Origin of the sequence: Flagellimonas crocea (assembly GCF_033441595.1) — a bacterium.
Taxonomy (GTDB): Bacteria; Bacteroidota; Bacteroidia; order Flavobacteriales; family Flavobacteriaceae; genus Flagellimonas; species Flagellimonas crocea.
The window spans coordinates 1-16189 of record NZ_JAUZVX010000005.1 but is presented as its reverse complement, the minus strand read 5'-3'; the positions used below and the strand labels follow the sequence as shown (position 1 = coordinate 16189).

Here is a 16189-nt window from a genome sequence, read left to right as displayed (position 1 = left end):
TTATGGAGAAGAGAACACAAACAACCCCGACTACCGACCAAAAGCAGGATAACAAAACACAGGAACTTGTAAATGCAAGAAAGGATACCTTGTCCAAACTCAAAAGTGAAGAGGGCAAAGGATTTGAATGGTTGAACGAATATAGCCGACAGTTTTTGGCTTCTGGATACCTTACCGAAGGGGTGACCCCCGAGGAACGTATCCGTGAAATCGGGGACAGGGCAGAGGAGATTTTGCAGATTCCGGGGTATTCGGACAAATTCTACGGGTACATGTCCGAAGGATTCTTCTCTTTGGCATCTCCTGTTTGGTCCAATTTTGGGAAAAGACGCGGTCTGCCCATCAGTTGTTTTGGTTCTCATATAGACGATGACATGGGCAATATTTTGTACACCCAGTCCGAAGTCGGTATGATGTCCAAACTCGGTGGCGGTACCTCCGGGTATTTTGGCAAGATAAGGTACAGGGGTGCGCCGGTTAAAAACAACGGTCAAGCTTCCGGTGCGGTCCACATTATGCAGTTGTTCGAATCCATGGTGGATGTAGTAAGCCAAGGATCGGTTCGTCGTGGACGTTTTTCTCCATACCTCCCCATAGATCACAAGGACATCTTGGAATTTTTGGAAATAGGTACCGAAGGTAACCCTATCCAACAATTGACCCACGGTGTAACGGTGACCAACCAATGGATGCAGGAAATGATCGAAGGGGATGTTGATAAAAGAACCGTTTGGGCAAAAGTGTTGCAACGTAGAGGTGAGATGGGATATCCTTATGTGTTTTTTACGGATAACGCCAACGATGGTGCGGTAGACGTGTACAAGGATAAGGGACATCGCATATATGCCAGTAACCTTTGTACGGAGATCATGTTGCCGTCCAACGATGATTGGTCCTTTGTTTGTGTATTGTCCAGTATCAACCTGTTGCACTACGATAAATGGAAGAAGACCGATGCCGTGGAGACCATGGTTCACTTTTTGGATGCCGTGATTACCGAGTTTATTGAAAAATTGGAGGCTTACAGGGATTCATCCGATCGTGATGACAAACAAACTTTCCTCTTTATGGAAAGGGCCTACAACTTTGCCAAGCAAAACCGTTCTTTGGGCCTAGGTGCCCTGGGATGGCATTCATTGTTGCAGTCCAAGAGACTGGCCTTTAACAGCCAAGAAGCTTATAACTTGAACAGTGAGATCTTTAGGGAAATCAAAGAACGTTCCTACAAGGCATCCGAGCAATTGGCGGAACGTTTTGGAGAGCCGGATGTTCTAAAGGGCTATGGAAGACGAAACGCAACATTGAACGCAGTGGCGCCAACGACGTCCTCTGCCTTTATATTAGGTCAGGTATCACAGGGAATAGAGCCCATTTGGTCCAACTGCTACGTAAAGGACATTGCCAAGATCAAAACGACCATCAAGAATCCGTTTTTAATGGATTTGCTCGAAGAAAAAGGGCAGAATACCAACGAAGTATGGAAGAGTATCAGGGATATGGATGGTTCTGTACAGCATTTGGACTTTTTGACCGAAGAAGAGAAGGCTGTCTTTAAAACCTATTCCGAGTTGGACCAGTTGGATATCATCTACCAAGCGGCCAACAGGCAAAACCATATCGATCAAGGACAATCGGTGAATATCATTGTACACCCGGATATGCCGACAAAAGATATCAACAAGATACATGTGACCGCATGGAAACTGGGTCTAAAATCCTTGTACTACCAACATAGCATGAATGCTGCGCAAAAATTCAAACAAAAGAAGGATTGCGTAAGCTGTGAAGCATAACCAACTTTAAAAAAACCTTGAAGCCCCGAGAAATCGGGGCTTTTTTTCTTTAAATGGATTCACTATTTTTAAAATGTGTCCCAAGGTTTGGGCAATTGCTTCTATGCTCTGATCTCGGAGTTGAAAAATGATGGAAGATATATGAGAAAAATAAGGTAATTCTTTCATCAATTATGTGCCATTTCACAACAAAACCATCTTTGCATACAACATAACTTCTCCATTCTAGCCCGTTCTTGATAAGTTTGGGTATGTCTTACTATGTAAGGTAGACCTCATCATCCAAACTATGACCAAACCTCAAACCTCCCTAATTTTCAGGTGTTCTTTATTGGCGGTTTTTCTAGCGCTTATCTCGCTTCAAAAAGGGCATGCTCAGGCTTGTGCGGTCAATGCCGGTCCCGATCAAACTGTTTCACAGGTGACATCCGTTTTTTTAAATGCGGATACACCGCCGGTCGGAACGGGAAGTTGGCTGCAGTTGTCCGGACCGAACTTGATAACCTTTGATGATGTAAACGACCCGAACACCCAAGTTTTAAATGCCACATTGGGCACATATATTTTCGAGTGGACGGTGAACGATGCCACTTGCGATGAGGCTTCCGATACGGTTGGTATTACCATTGAAGGGATTGATTTGGAAATGGGGATTGTCGCGAGCAACCCACAGCCCGATATTGGCAATGTGGTCACTTTTACCATCAACCTGAGCAATTTTGGTGATACCGATGCCACAGGGATTTCCATAGAACATTCGGTGCCCGAAGGATTTGCCAATATTACGGCAATCGATAACTCTGGATCCGTCAACGGTGCCCAAATGATAAGTTGGGTGGGAATCAATGTTCCCGTAGGAGCCAATACACAGACTTTAAATTTTAATGCCACCGTGCAAACACCTACCGGGAACGCAGGAGAGTATACGCATATCGCAGAAGTTGTTTCTGCGGACCAATTGGATGTTGACAGTACCCCTAACAACGATGATGGGGACCAGAGTGAAGATGATGAGGATAGTTTGGTGGTCGCTCCGCTTCAAGCGGACCTTTCATTGACCAAGTTCGTTGTCGGCGGAGATTTGTCCCCTTATGTAGGCGAACAGATAAGTTTTGAGATTTCAGTTTCCAATGATGGGCCGCATGGCGCAACCAATGTAAGGATAGAGGACCAGTTGTCGTCAGGATTCAGTTTTGTCTCCTATTCGGCGACCTCCGGTACTTATGACCCTGCCAATGGGTTTTGGGACATCAACAATATAGCAAATGGGACTACGGAGACCTTGACCATCGATGTTCTGGTAAATCCCACGGGAAACTACACCAATACATCCCAAGTACTAGCTTCGGATGCTTACGATATCGATTCCACCCCATCGAATGGAGTCCCTTCGGAAGACGATCAGGCAACTGTGGCTGTGGTTCCTGAACCATTGATCGATTTATCGTTGATAAAGCAAATTGACAAGTCTCCCCCTTTGGTGAGCGACAATGTAAGATTTACACTGACCGTGACCAATGATGGTCCCAGTGAGGCGACCTCTGTTGAAGTGACCGATCTGTTGCCCTCGGGATATTCCTATGAGTCCGATAATGGTGGCGGTACGTACGATGAGGTCACTGGAATATGGAACGTGGGCTCTTTGGCAAGCGGAGGAACCACCAGTCTTAGCATACGGGCTACAGTAAATGCCTCCGGAGATTACAACAATACGGCTGAAATAACAGGCCATGACCAAACCGATGTGGATTCCACACCCAACAATGACCAACCCGGAGAGGATGATCAAGACCAAGTTTCGATAGTTCCAGAACCGTTGGTAGATATTTCCCTTAGCAAAACCGTAAATCAATTTATACCTGAAGTAGGGGAGGAAATTGTTTTTACCGTTACCGTACAGAATGATGGTCCTAGCAATGCCACTAATCTTGTGGTGACCGATGTTTTGGCAACGGGCTATCAATTGTTGAATGCAACTGCCTCAACCGGTACCTACAATGGAACAAACGGGTCATGGGTCGTCGGAAATCTTGCCAGTGGAGGGTCAGAAACCCTGGTGATGACCGTTCTTGTTTTGGCAACCGGAGATTACAGGAATACCGCTGAATTGACCAACGTAGCGGAACAGGACATAGATTCCACACCGAACAACAACAACGAATCGGAAGACGACCAACAGACAATCGAACCGATTGTAATTCCTGTGGCCGACCTTCTTTTGCGAAAGTCGGTGAATGTTTTGAGTCCCTATGTTGGACAAGATGTCATTTTTACCATTAGTATCACAAACCTCGGACCCAGCAGTGCCACGGGCGTTGAAGTGATGGATTTATTGCCGGATGGGTATAGCTACACTTCGCATTCGACAACGGCAGGGGTTTACAGTGCATCTTCCGGACTTTGGGTACTCAACGGCGACATTGCCGATGGAAACACTGAAACCTTGACCATTGTGGCCACAGTGAACAATACAGGGGATTATTTTAATGTGACGGAAGTTTTTGCTTCCGACCAATATGATCCCAACTCAATTCCCAACAACGACAATGTCTTTGAAAATGATCAGGACAACGCTGGTACCACGCCCATTCCATCCGCTGATTTGGCTCTTGATGTTAGTGTAGACAACGAATTTCCTGATGTGGGAACCGAGGTGGTTTTTACGGTTTCCCTAGTTAATCAGGGTCCAAGTGACGCTATAGGAGTAGAGGTGGAGAACATATTGCCAAATGGATTTACTTATATCTCCAACGATTCAGGTGGCGTGTTCAATCCCAATAATGGTATTTGGGATGTGGGCACCATCGGGCTTGGAGCGCAAACGGAAATCAATATAGTTGCCGAAGTAAATACATCCGGAGATTATACATTTAGATCGGAAGTTGTGGATGCGACCTTTTTTGATGCCGATTCCACGCCGGACAACAACATACTATCAGAAGACGATCAAGACGAACAATCGGTAACGCCGAGACATGTGACGGACATTTCAGTATCGAAAACAGTAAATGATATGAATCCCGAAGTTGGGGATGAGATCATTTTTACGATTCAAGTGACCAACGACGGCCCGAACGATGCTTCAGGCTTGATTGTTGAAGATGAACTGGAGAACGGTTACCAATTTGTTTCCGCAACAACTTCATCTGGATTGTACGATGAAATTGCGGGTTCTTGGGATTTGCCTGCCATTGGGAACGGCGAAATGGAAACTTTGGAAATAAGGGCCATAATAAGGTCCAGTGGCGAATATAAGAATACGGCCCAACTGATTGCTTTGGATACCTACGACCCTGATTCCACACCGAACAACAATTTAGGTGCTGAAGACGATCAATCCACCGTTATCCCGGTTCCTGGAGGTTTGAGCGATCTGTCCCTTTCCAAAACGGTTGATAATGAGAACCCCAACGTGGGCGATGTGGTTCGTTTTGTGGTCAGCGTAACCAACAATGGCCCGTCCGATGCCCGAAACATTGAGGTGACCGATATGCTGCCCTCAGGGTACACCTACGACTCACATAGCTCAACTGCCGGTGTTTACAATGCGGCAACAGGAATATGGCAAGTAAACAGAACTATTTTAAATCAAGATTCCGAAAGTTTGGAAATTTTGGCCGTGGTCAATGCACTAACAGGTATTGAAGATGAATATTTGAACGAGGCTTTTGTTTCGGCAAGCTTGTATCCTGACCCTGACAGCGATTCATCAACAGGGACGGATGAGGATGATTTTGCCGATGGCATTTCCGATGATGATGAAGCAACTGCTTTTGTAGTGCCTCAAACCACGGATATCTCCATCACCAAAAGTGTGGACAATGCCACGCCCAATATAGGGGACGTAGTAGTTTTTGAAATCACTGTAACGAATCAAGGTTTGGATAACGCCACGAATTTAGGGATACAGGAAGAACTGCCTTTGGGGTATGATTTTATCAGTTCTGAAACATCGACAGGAACTTATGATGCCGAGTCATCTTTTTGGGAAATTGAATCCCTTGCCGTTTCTGAAACAGCGACATTATCGCTTACGGTCGAGGTCAAGGATATAGATGATTATATGAACAGGGTCGGTTTGGTCTATGTAGATCAATGGGACACAGATGAAAGCAATAATATGGCCGAAACATTCGTGGAACCAAGTTGCCTGGTTGTCTATAACGAGTTTTCTCCAAATGGGGACGGTGTAAACGATTATTTCAAGATTGATTGCTTGGATCGCTATCCAAATAATACACTTCAGGTGTATAACAGATGGGGGAATATTGTATTCCAGACAAAATCGTACAAAAATAATTGGGACGGGACGCCGAACGGACGTGCCATGATTCAACCCGAAGATCAGCTGCCCGTAGGCACCTACTATTATGTGTTGGATTTGGGAGATGGCTCGGAACCGCGAACGGATTGGTTGTATCTAAACAGATAAAAATGGGAATTGTATCATTAAAACATAGAACGAAGGGGTATAGGCAATTGTGTTTGCTGCTTCTTCTCTTGTGCTCAATTTCCTTACATGCACAACAGGATCCCCAATTTACCCAGTACATGTACAATACCATGAGTGTTAACCCTGCCTTTGCCGGTAACAATGGACATTTGACCGCCTTGTTGCTGCACCGTTCGCAATGGGTGGGCATCAATGGTGCTCCCAATACACAGGTGCTTGCGGTTGACACACCATTGGAAAATAAACTTGGGGTGGGAGGGATTATCTCTCGAGATGCACTGGGACCTTCCTCGGAGATATCGTTGGACGGAAATGTTTCCTATACCATTCAATTGGATAGTGCCAACAGAAAACTTTCTTTTGGGATGAAGCTTGGCGGTCGCATTTTTGACGTAGATTTTTCAAAAGGACTCACCGAAGATTCGGATATGGCCTTTCAAAACAATATAAAGAGCAAGTTCTTCCCTACGATTGGGGCAGGATTGTTCTATGATACCAAGAAAGGATATTTGGGTTTTGCCATACCTAACTTTTTTTCACAAAAGCATTATGATGGCGAAGAACAAGAAGTGGCTGCGGAACGCTTGCACTATTACTTTATAGGGGGCAAAGTTTTGGATTTGACACCGGATGTAAAGCTAAAGCCTGCCTTCTTTGTGAAATGGGTACCTGGAGCCCCGATCATAGCCGATGTTTCGGTAAATGCCATGCTCAGGGAAACCTTCACTTTTGGGTTGGCCTATCGCTGGGACGATTCTTTCTCCACCTTGCTGGGCATGCAGATCAACCCAAATTTTAGTGCCGGTTATGCATACGACCTCACAACCTCCAATTTGGCGGGCTATACCGGTGGATCCCATGAGCTTTTTATTCGCTACGAGTTCAAATCCCCCAAAAAACAAAAGGAGGCGCCCACATTTTAATACGTCCTATTCTTTGGCCAGAAATAGTCAGTATCTTTAGCTTTGTGTATGTTGCTAAAATTGATTTGCTATGGAAAGGAATGAGCTATATCCTATTTTTTTGAAAGTTTCCAACCTAAATGTACTTATTGTGGGAGGAGGGAACGTTGGATTGGAAAAATTGACTTTTTTATTGAAATCCAGTCCCAACGCACAGGTACAAATGGTGGCTCCTGAGTTTTTATCCGACACCTTGGAATTGGCCCAAAAGCACAATGTCGAGATTACCAAGGATGTATATGCAGAGAAGTATTTACAGGGAAAGCATATGGTGGTCGCCTGTACCGATAGGCCTGAGGTAAACGAGCAGGTGTACCACGATTGCAGAAAGCTGAGCAAATTGGTGAATGTAGCGGATAATCCGCCCTTTTGTGATTTTTATATGGGTGGAATCGTGACCAAGGGCAATGTTAAAGTGGCTATTTCCACCAATGGCAAATCCCCGACTACGGCAAAGCGCCTGCGTCAATTTTTTGAGGATGTAATACCCGAGAACATTGATGACCTCGTGAACAACTTGAACGAGTACCGCAAAACCTTAAAGGGTGACTTTGAGGAAAAGGTGGAGGCCTTGAACGAGTTCACCAAAGGTTTGGTGCAAAAAAAGAAATGAACCCTATAACTTTTTCATGGCTTCTATCAGATCGTCCTTTTTTCTGGGCGAAATGTTTACCTCAAGATCGTTGCTCATAATAAGATAACCTCCATCGGATTTCACATATTTTTTCACCTTCTTCAGGTTGATGACGTAACTATTGTGAATGCGCATAAATTGGTGTTCCGCAAGAAGGTTTTCATATTCTTTGAGGTGTTTGCTCACCAAAAGTGTGTTTTCGTCCTCCAACATAAAGCAGGTATAAGAGCCGTCTGCTTTGCAGGCTATGATGTCGTCTATGGCAATAAACTCCATCCCGGCAGTGGTGGCCAAACAGATTTTCTCAGGCCTTAATTTCCCCTTGTTGACACTTTGCATCAAGGTGTCCAGTTGTTCCCTGTACACGTTGGTATCCATTCGGGTCCTTGCCTTTTCCACGGCCTGTTGCAGCTCATCCAAATCTATTGGTTTAAGCAAATAATCCAGCGAGCTGAACTTTATGGCCTTAATGGCATATTTTTCAAAAGCGGTGGTGAAAATAACCTCAAAATTGGGGTCCTTTATTTGGTTGAGTACATCAAAACCTACCCCGGACTGTAGTTCAATGTCCAAGAAAACAATATCGGGACTGTAAATGGACAATACCTTTACACCTTCCTCAACGGAGCCGGCCATGGCAATCACTTGTACACCTTTACAGAATTCCTCAAGCATGGATTTCAGGGTTTCCCTGCTGTGCTTTTCATCTTCGATAATTACTGCCTTTAAAATCATAAGGTTATTTATTAGGGGTTATATATTCTTATTGTCACATTGGTACCCATTGGGTTTCCATTGGCGTCGAATTTATCTGTAATCTCAACGTCATTTTTGTCCTGATTATTTGGATCTAGCATTTTTAATCTCTTTTGGGTGATTTTCATTCCATGGGATTTTTGTTCTGATTTGGAAGATTCACTCATATTATGGTGCCTGCCAATGCCGTTGTCCTCAATTTGAAAAACAAGGAAATCACCGTTTTTTAAAAAACGAAGGTTCAGAATTTTTTCTCCTTCCTTTTTGCCTATTAATCCATGAATAAGAGCATTTTCCACAAATGGTTGAATGAGCATCAAAGGAACTTCAATAAATTTGGTATCAATGTTTTCGTCAATTTCAATAGTGTATTGGAAGGAATTATTGAACCGCAATGATTCTAGCTCCAAATAGGATTTTAATAGGCTTATTTCTTCATCAAGCGTTACGGTGGACATGTTGGAGCTCTCAAGCACGTTTCTTGTAAGCTTTCCAAATTTTGAGAGATAGGAGAGTGCCGAGACTTTATCGTCCTTAAGAATTAAATGTTGAATGGAATTTAAAGAATTGAAAATGAAATGGGGATTCATTTGGGAGCGGAGTGCCGTAATCTCTTTTAAGGAGACTTGGTGCTGAAGGTTTAATTTGGATTCGTAATCCTGTTTTATTTTATAGGCGAGGGCCCATGAGAACAGAAGTATCTCGATAACCGCACCGATGATCATCAGGTACTGGTTCAATGTAAACAAAAATCCCAATGCGCCCATCATATAAAAAAAGGATCCTATTACAATAAAGTATGCCAGCTTGTTTTTTGCCTTCAATAGGAGGTAGAGCATGGAAAATAAACCTAGGACCGTCATTATAACCCTTTGAAAGGTCAAGATATAATGCTTTGCCATGAATTCATTCAACCTGAAAGCGACGTAGTCCGCTAGGATTAGCAAAATTAATATGGGAACTATAGTATATAGCAATGCATGGAGTTCTGGATAATTTTTTCGGGTATCGAGATAATAAATGGCAAAGAGCACATAAAAAAGATTGATGGCGACCTGAGAAATGATGATGGTCCAATATCCCATTCTGGAATCGAATATGGATGGATTAATGTAGGGGCCTCCCAAGTATATTGCCAAAAAGAGAACATACAGGGCATAGAAAAGGAATTCCAGCCTAAAAATATTGAAATACATGACCAAAAAGGTCAGGAAGAAAATCAGGCAGGCTCCCAGGAACAGCTGATGAAAGGAAATGGCCCTTAAATCATCTTGGGTATAATACTGCGTATAAAAACGGTTTGCACCAGCCGATAAGTATTGAAACGTCACCTTTCTCGGAAAAGATTGGGCCTTGGCTTTTACATAAAGATAGCGGCTATCGATTAAATCCGGTTTACTAAAATCAACTCCATTATTGTGACCAACGGAAAGTCGGTCGTTGGAACCGTTGAATTTTCCAAAATACTTTTTTTGTATGGTGCCCTTATCTTGATGGTACAGCGTGGCTTCACCAAAATTTAAAGTTCTTAGTGTCCATTCGTCCTGTGTTTCCAAGGTATCCAATTCACTTTTAAAATCGAGACGTACCCAGTAGGTGGCGTCAAGATCATCTATGGAATTATGGTTGAACGGTTCAAATGAATAATCATGGCCCAAAATATCACCAATGTCCAGGTTGTTGTGGGTGTCTTTAAAATAGGTGGTGGGAATCTCTTTGGTGGCTCTATCATCGGAAACACTCTGAGCCGAGATGGAGGCCCCTTTAAAGAAGGATATAAAAAGAAGAAATAGCAAAGCAACATATGAATTGTTCATTGTGAGGGTAACTTTATTTATCGAATGTTGCATTTAGAGTAGTTGACTTTTTAGCTTGATTGATTTTTTAAAAAGATTTTTCTTTCATTTTATATAAGAAATTGATTATTATTTATATATTTGGTTCCTAGGGATGTTCTATCCTGTGCTCAAAAGGGCTGAACAAAAAAGATTCGTAGTTTCTAGAGAGCCCATACTTCATATTGTATATATAGTTGTTTAGACCGTTACCAGAATCATTTTTGGTTTAGGCCACATTAAAGTGTGTTTTGAGTTTTAACCATGGCACACAATTATGAGATTTGCTTCACCATTATTAAATTAAGCATTTTTTCGGGGGAAGTAACAATTACGACCTTAAAACCTAATTTTTGTAATTTTATTTACTCTAAAATACGGAAAATAGGTCATGTTAAGGTTCTTAAAAAATTAACTCACCACTTTCATTCCTAATAAGAACTGTTGCGCAGCATAACCCCATACTTGCTCTCAGCTGAAGGAATTACTAATGGTGAGTATAATCAATAAGAGAAATTATATAAAACTTTAGGCCGCACTACCTTTATCGCCAGAATCAAAGGCAAGAACTCGAGGTTCATCTGTACGGCCTAATTTTATATCTAATTCATGGGTTAAATCTACTATGGTTGGCTTAAACAAATCGCCCTCATTTGACGTATAGGCCTTTTGGGTTTACGGATAACCAGTTTGAGTTCATGAAAATTATAGGGAGCTTGGATTTTTGTAAAGTGGGACATCCTTTTTAAGGGAAAATCCCACATTACGTTACAGGAGAACACTAAATAGTCTGACCTCGTTGATTATATTTAAGCAGAGTGATAAAACTCTTGTTCATTTTGTTGCTTGTGCATTACAGATATGAAGGATTTTTGCTTAGGCATTTTTGCAACAAAATGTCCTTTAAAATCTATTGAAGCGATATTGCTGAAATATCCAAGCACATCTTCATAATCATTGATGTTTATTCCTGCTTTGGTCAAATTTTTATGGATTACTGATTTGTTCGGATCAATGTTCCAGTCCTGGTAAGTTTTCTTGTCATTCGATTTAATGATCAATACTTTAAGTTTTCTCAAGTGCCATGTAGGAACATAAAAGTTCGAGACTCCATCTTTTATGGATTTAAATGTTACATAGACCTTGCCCACGTTTTTATAAACCTTGGCGGTATACCCGATTTTTGCATTTTTTAAAGGAAGCTTTAAGCAAGAACTATCAGATTCCAGATAGAACAGGATGGCATTGTTCTCAAGTATTTCCTCAGTAATCTGGGGTACCTCCAAAGTAAAGGACCAACCAGGCAATTGCTCCCTGATGTCAAAAGAAAGTAACTCTACTGTTTTGCTCCTTCGAGGTCTATATTGCTCCTCATGGTTTTTTATGAGAGAAGCTGATTTCCTCAAAAGATAGATAGGGTAGCCGATTATCAAGGCTGCACATACCAAAGTCCAAATTATGGTCAACAATTGCATAACAACATTTTTTAGGTTTAAAATCTGGGAACTTAAATCATACCTAAAATAACGAAGAATATATGGAGGTCTGGGCCACCAATGGACGGATTGGCACTCTCAATTGACGAATGAAAACACATCGATTAAATGTTGCTTTTTCAGGACGAAATACCATCGTATTATCCTTATTTAAAGCGTTTTGGCATAAAAACGGACAATGCATCGCTTCAAAAGAGGATTACACAGTTTAGAATTTTCTGATAAAACATCATTTTGGTCAATTTTACCGAGTTCGTTCTCAAAAAGTGACTAATTGTTTTCATTTGAATCGCCGGTATTTTCCAATTGCCCTATGACACCCATAACATCATAATTCGCAATCTTCCGAGTGCTGTAATTTCTTTTAATGTGATTTACGTAGGTGTGAATTTCTAAAGTGTAATAGTTCTCAAGTTCAAAAATGGGGTCCTTGTCAATCTCCAAACTACTGTTCACTTTAATTTTTCCATAGGCTCTTGCATGATAAACAGTTTTGTGACTGTTGTTGTTCGAGTCCATCCATTCAATGGTCACCTCTATAAAATCATCCATCCGTTCACGGAGTTTGTAATTTGCATGTTTAGGGATGTTTCCAAACTCGTATTCAGACTTTATAAGGTCTAAGATCCATTTTTCTAGAAAATTTTCCTTCATTGTCAATTAATTTTAGGTGTTCTGATTTTAGCCCTTTATTTGGGCCATTGGTTCAATCTTTTATTTGGAGGTTGAAGGTTTTTGTTTCCTTCCTTTAGATGGCCAGTTTTTATTTAGCGGCCATGATTTGAAAAGAAGTGTAATAAGTGTCTTGTCAAAAAACACTCATTGAAAGAGAAGTTGCTATTGGGCTTTTTTATTCATTGATGTGCAATAGGGTTTTAAACCAAATTATTGTCTTGGTCCTAGCTAGAGAGCTTTGGCTATTGTCGTCTGTGTCAAATCCATGTCCAACACCGTCATAAATATTAAGCTCTACAGGTATTCCTTTTTCTTTTAATAAATCTACCATGCAAAGATTGTTTTCGGTCAGGTATCCCTTCGAAGGGAGTTGATATAATATGGGCGCATAAGGTTGGTAAATATTTTCTTTGGAGGCGTCTTCATTGCAAGGCCCCGTTCCCCAATAACCATACCCTGAAGATCCACCATAGTAGAACACTCCTCCGGCGAAACCATTTTTTGGTTTTGGTTGAGGAGGTAGTACTCCCGAAGAAAAATCATAATCTTTTCCATCAAAGCTTTGCGTCCATTCCCAATCTGCAGGTGTGTTACTGGTGTCGTACAATGTTGCAGCTAATGCGCTGGCCCCATCGGAAAAGCCCAATATTCCAATATCCTGTGGTCTTACAACAGACTTACCATCACTAAATTTTAAGCCTTTAAGTACCTCCAAGGCGATATTGGCATCTTTGGGACGGACAAATTGCGAACTGATTCTAAAATTGTCGGGCGCGCTTGTCCACTTTCCGGTCCTTTCCTTCACACCCCTTCCAGAGTAACTGTCAACGAATGCAGCAACAATACAGTTATTCTCAAAAATCTCCTGCCAATCTCGACTTTGGCTTGACATTTTTTTAGTATCAGGATCATCATCGGACCACATTCCACCGGAACCATGCATAACTACAACTGCCGGATAAGTTTGATTGTCACAATTGCTGGGAAGGGATAAATAAATCGGAATCTTATAATTATCTACGGTTACATGAATAATAGTGTCTTTGGTGTTGAGGGATAGTTTTATTTCCTCCAAGCCGTTGCCAAAAGATCCATCTTCATCCTTGCTGCAGGATAGGCAAATAATCAATGTGGTAAAAAAAAGCATTAAGCTTAATTTTTCCATAATCTTAGAATATACTCTCATAATCATAAAGTGTTTAATTTAAATTTTAATAAGTGCAACTACAGTTCGAAACTCCTTGGAAGAGGTCAATTCCTAAGGTAAAAACATGGGTGCCAGATGAATACCCCAAAACTTCGGTCATAATCACCTGATAGGAATAACCAAAATAAAAATCACCTTTTTTGAGTCCCATAATCGGTGCTAGATATAAAGGAGCGCCAACTTGATCGTTCAAAAATCTATAGGTGAAACCGGCGTAATAATAATTTGCATAATCATACCATTTAAACTTGGTATTGATATCCGTAATGGACCTTCCATCACTTTCAAAATATTGAAAAAAGACCGAAGGTTCTATTTCAAAATCTGCCTGCCTACTTTTTCTAAACCGATACCCTGAATAGATGTAATAGTTTCTTAAGGTATTCGGTTCATATATTGGATTGAACTTTTTAAATTCCTTATTAAGAATATTGGATGCATTGACGCTCAAATAAAATCCCCCGCTCCTGTACAAAGTGCCCACGTCAAAATTTGGGTTGCTCGAAGATCTATCGTTATCAATTGCTAAATCGTCATTGGGATCAAAATTTTCAATGTCGATTCTAATTTGATTGAGATTAAAGGACAGTGCAAAAGAGAAGTATTTTTCATCATACTTATTGATGGTAAGATGGTGAGCAAAAGCCACCTTACCTCCCCGCTGCTTTGTTTCTCCATTGGAATCGTTATAGATTACCATTCCAATGCCAGATCTATTGCCCAACCTAACATCGGCCGACAACGATTGGGTGTCCGGAGCGTCCCGGATACCCACCCATTGTGTCACGCCATTCATCCTGACCTTTACATAATCCCCAATGCCGGCAAAGCTTGGTGACATTAAAAAAGAATTATCCGATAGGTACTGGGACAATTGCGGTATGGTCAGCTCTTGTCCCTTCACGAGATACAGATTCATACATATTAAGAAAATTAAAACTCTCTTCATTTATCAGTTAATTTTATCTATATAATGTAAAGTGGCCAACGAATTCCCGTCCAGACCCATCATTTAACTTTACGATATACCAGTAATCCCCGGAAGGCATTGGTTTGGAATCATATTCCCCGTTCCACTCTTCTGTCGGCCCCGTGATGATCAGTTTCCTTCCATACCTGTCAAAAATGTAGGTCTCAATATCTGGGAACAATTCTGCATTTCTAGGCCCCCAAGTATCGTTTTTTCCATCATTGTTCGGGGTAAAGAAGTCAGGAATGGTAACATCAACTAAGTTCATAGTGATACTTTGGATAATCTCACAACCCTTGTTGTCAACAACTCTGACCACAAAAGTTCCACTTCTATCGATGTTGAATGTGTTCGAAGAAGTTCCACTATTATCATCAAAATAGTAGGTGTATGGAGCTGTTCCTCCAGTAACCGTTGCAGTTATTTCGTTCACGTACTCACTAGTCAAAGTCATTTCCAATTGTTCAACAATTTCAACCTCAAAAGGAATCTCTGCCAAACAACCATTGTTGTGCATTATGAACAAACTATGATTTCCTGGACTGATGTTTTCAAAATCTGGACTTAACATGAAATCGTTGGCGTTCGTAGAATCCATGGAATAGAGCACATCATTACTAATTGACGGATCCGATAAAGTCACAAGGATTCTATTCGACGGTAAGTTTGCCTCGCACAAATACATTACATCCACTGAACCATCTAGGTTAGGGCCGCCAGCTTGAATTTCAAAGCCTGTATTGGTTTGACAACCCATGCTATCAACCACGCTCAACTCATAATTTCCAGGTGACAAATCGTCTACGGAAAATGAATTGGTATTGAAAATCATAGGTTCCATATTGTTGAGCTGAACCGTAACAGGGAAAACAGCATCTCCAATTATTATTGAAACAGAGCCATTGTTACTTTCTAGACAAGTTCCGTTTTGAACATTAGTGATTATAGTAAAGCCAGTAGCAGATAGCACGACATCGGGACCTTGCTGTGATGCACAGCTACCTACGGCAATGGCCAGGTTGCTGTAGTTGCCGGCTGGTAGCCCCGTTACTGTGGCGGCGTTGGATGATACGGCCACGTTTGGGAAACTTCCCCCGTCATAGGCTATGGTATAGTTCCCGTCGGGCACGTTGGCAAAGGTGAACTGTATCTGTCCGTCGCTGGCCCCGCATGTTGAGGGCTGTACGGGCACGGCGGCTATGGTGGGGGCGTCCGGTGATGAGAGCACGACATCGGGATCTTGTTGTGATGCACAGCTACCCACGGCAATGCTCAGGTTGCTGTAGTTGCCCGCTGGCAGGTCTTCCACGGTGGCCGTCCCCCCGCTCACTGCCACGTTTGGGAAACTTCCCCCGTCATAGGCTATGGTATAGTCCCCGTCGGGCACGTTGGCAAAGGTGAACTGAAT

The 16189-nt window shown here is 41.9% G+C and carries 11 protein-coding genes; 4 read left to right on the top strand and 7 right to left on the bottom strand.

The genetic code is table 11. The features are described from left to right. Positions 1-2 precede the first annotated feature (2 nt). The 4 genes from SD449_RS16395 to SD449_RS16380 all read left to right on the top strand — a co-directional run bounded on the left by SD449_RS16395 (position 3) and on the right by SD449_RS16380 (position 7821). On the top strand, positions 3-1793 hold the full coding sequence (locus SD449_RS16395; protein ID WP_318312130.1) for a ribonucleoside-diphosphate reductase subunit alpha: 1791 nt from the start codon (positions 3-5) through the stop codon (positions 1791-1793). Between the two features lie 289 nt (positions 1794-2082). Continuing rightward, the gene (locus tag SD449_RS16390) at positions 2083-6225 is read left to right on the top strand and encodes a T9SS type B sorting domain-containing protein (protein ID WP_318312128.1); all 4143 of its coding nucleotides are present in this window, start codon (positions 2083-2085) and stop codon (positions 6223-6225) included. 2 nt (positions 6226-6227) lie between these two features. Further along, a complete protein-coding gene (locus tag SD449_RS16385) occupies positions 6228-7169 on the top strand; it encodes a PorP/SprF family type IX secretion system membrane protein (protein WP_318312127.1) in 942 nt (313 codons plus the stop codon). Positions 7170-7239: 70 nt separating this feature from the next. Continuing rightward, positions 7240-7821 (top strand): precorrin-2 dehydrogenase/sirohydrochlorin ferrochelatase family protein, encoded by a 582-nt coding sequence (locus SD449_RS16380; protein WP_318312126.1) that lies wholly within the window; start codon positions 7240-7242, stop codon positions 7819-7821. Positions 7822-7824: 3 nt separating this feature from the next. Here SD449_RS16380 and SD449_RS16375 read toward each other — a convergent pair whose 3' ends face one another. The 7 genes from SD449_RS16375 to SD449_RS16345 all read right to left on the bottom strand — a co-directional run. Further along, positions 7825-8577 carry a LytR/AlgR family response regulator transcription factor gene (locus SD449_RS16375; RefSeq protein WP_318312125.1) on the bottom strand — a complete coding sequence of 251 codons (753 nt, stop codon included), beginning with the start codon at positions 8575-8577 and terminating at the stop codon, positions 7825-7827. Between the two features lie 11 nt (positions 8578-8588). Continuing rightward, positions 8589-10415, bottom strand: coding sequence for a sensor histidine kinase (locus tag SD449_RS16370; RefSeq protein WP_318312124.1), 1827 nt, complete (start codon positions 10413-10415; stop codon positions 8589-8591). Between the two features lie 827 nt (positions 10416-11242). Then, positions 11243-11908 (bottom strand): hypothetical protein, encoded by a 666-nt coding sequence (locus SD449_RS16365; protein ID WP_318312122.1) that lies wholly within the window; start codon positions 11906-11908, stop codon positions 11243-11245. A gap of 291 nt (positions 11909-12199) precedes the next feature. Then, complete coding sequence (locus tag SD449_RS16360) at positions 12200-12583, bottom strand: hypothetical protein (protein WP_318312121.1); 384 nt, start codon at positions 12581-12583, stop codon at positions 12200-12202. Positions 12584-12779: 196 nt separating this feature from the next. Then, positions 12780-13790: a dienelactone hydrolase family protein gene (locus SD449_RS16355; protein ID WP_318312120.1), complete on the bottom strand. Its 1011-nt coding sequence runs from the start codon at positions 13788-13790 to the stop codon at positions 12780-12782. Positions 13791-13815: 25 nt separating this feature from the next. Then, entirely contained in the window at positions 13816-14760 is a 945-nt protein-coding gene (locus tag SD449_RS16350) for a PorP/SprF family type IX secretion system membrane protein (RefSeq protein ID WP_318312119.1), read from the bottom strand. A 13-nt stretch (positions 14761-14773) separates the two neighbouring features. Continuing rightward, positions 14774-16189 (bottom strand): T9SS type B sorting domain-containing protein (locus SD449_RS16345; RefSeq protein WP_318312118.1); only part of this gene is annotated, 1416 nt, incomplete at its 5' end.

Bases quoted from the DNA above. Each gene is read 5' to 3' on its own strand.
- SD449_RS16395 (WP_318312130.1), top strand. From the start codon at position 3: ATGGAGAAGAGAACACAAACAACCCCGACTACCGACCAAAAGCAGGAT.
- SD449_RS16390 (WP_318312128.1), top strand. From the start codon at position 2,083: ATGACCAAACCTCAAACCTCCCTAATTTTCAGGTGTTCTTTATTGGCG.
- SD449_RS16385 (WP_318312127.1), top strand. From the start codon at position 6,228: ATGGGAATTGTATCATTAAAACATAGAACGAAGGGGTATAGGCAATTG.
- SD449_RS16380 (WP_318312126.1), top strand. From the start codon at position 7,240: ATGGAAAGGAATGAGCTATATCCTATTTTTTTGAAAGTTTCCAACCTA.
- SD449_RS16375 (WP_318312125.1), bottom strand. From the start codon at position 8,577: ATGATTTTAAAGGCAGTAATTATCGAAGATGAAAAGCACAGCAGGGAA.
- SD449_RS16370 (WP_318312124.1), bottom strand. From the start codon at position 10,415: ATGAACAATTCATATGTTGCTTTGCTATTTCTTCTTTTTATATCCTTC.
- SD449_RS16365 (WP_318312122.1), bottom strand. From the start codon at position 11,908: ATGCAATTGTTGACCATAATTTGGACTTTGGTATGTGCAGCCTTGATA.
- SD449_RS16360 (WP_318312121.1), bottom strand. From the start codon at position 12,583: ATGAAGGAAAATTTTCTAGAAAAATGGATCTTAGACCTTATAAAGTCT.
- SD449_RS16355 (WP_318312120.1), bottom strand. From the start codon at position 13,790: ATGAGAGTATATTCTAAGATTATGGAAAAATTAAGCTTAATGCTTTTT.
- SD449_RS16350 (WP_318312119.1), bottom strand. From the start codon at position 14,760: ATGAAGAGAGTTTTAATTTTCTTAATATGTATGAATCTGTATCTCGTG.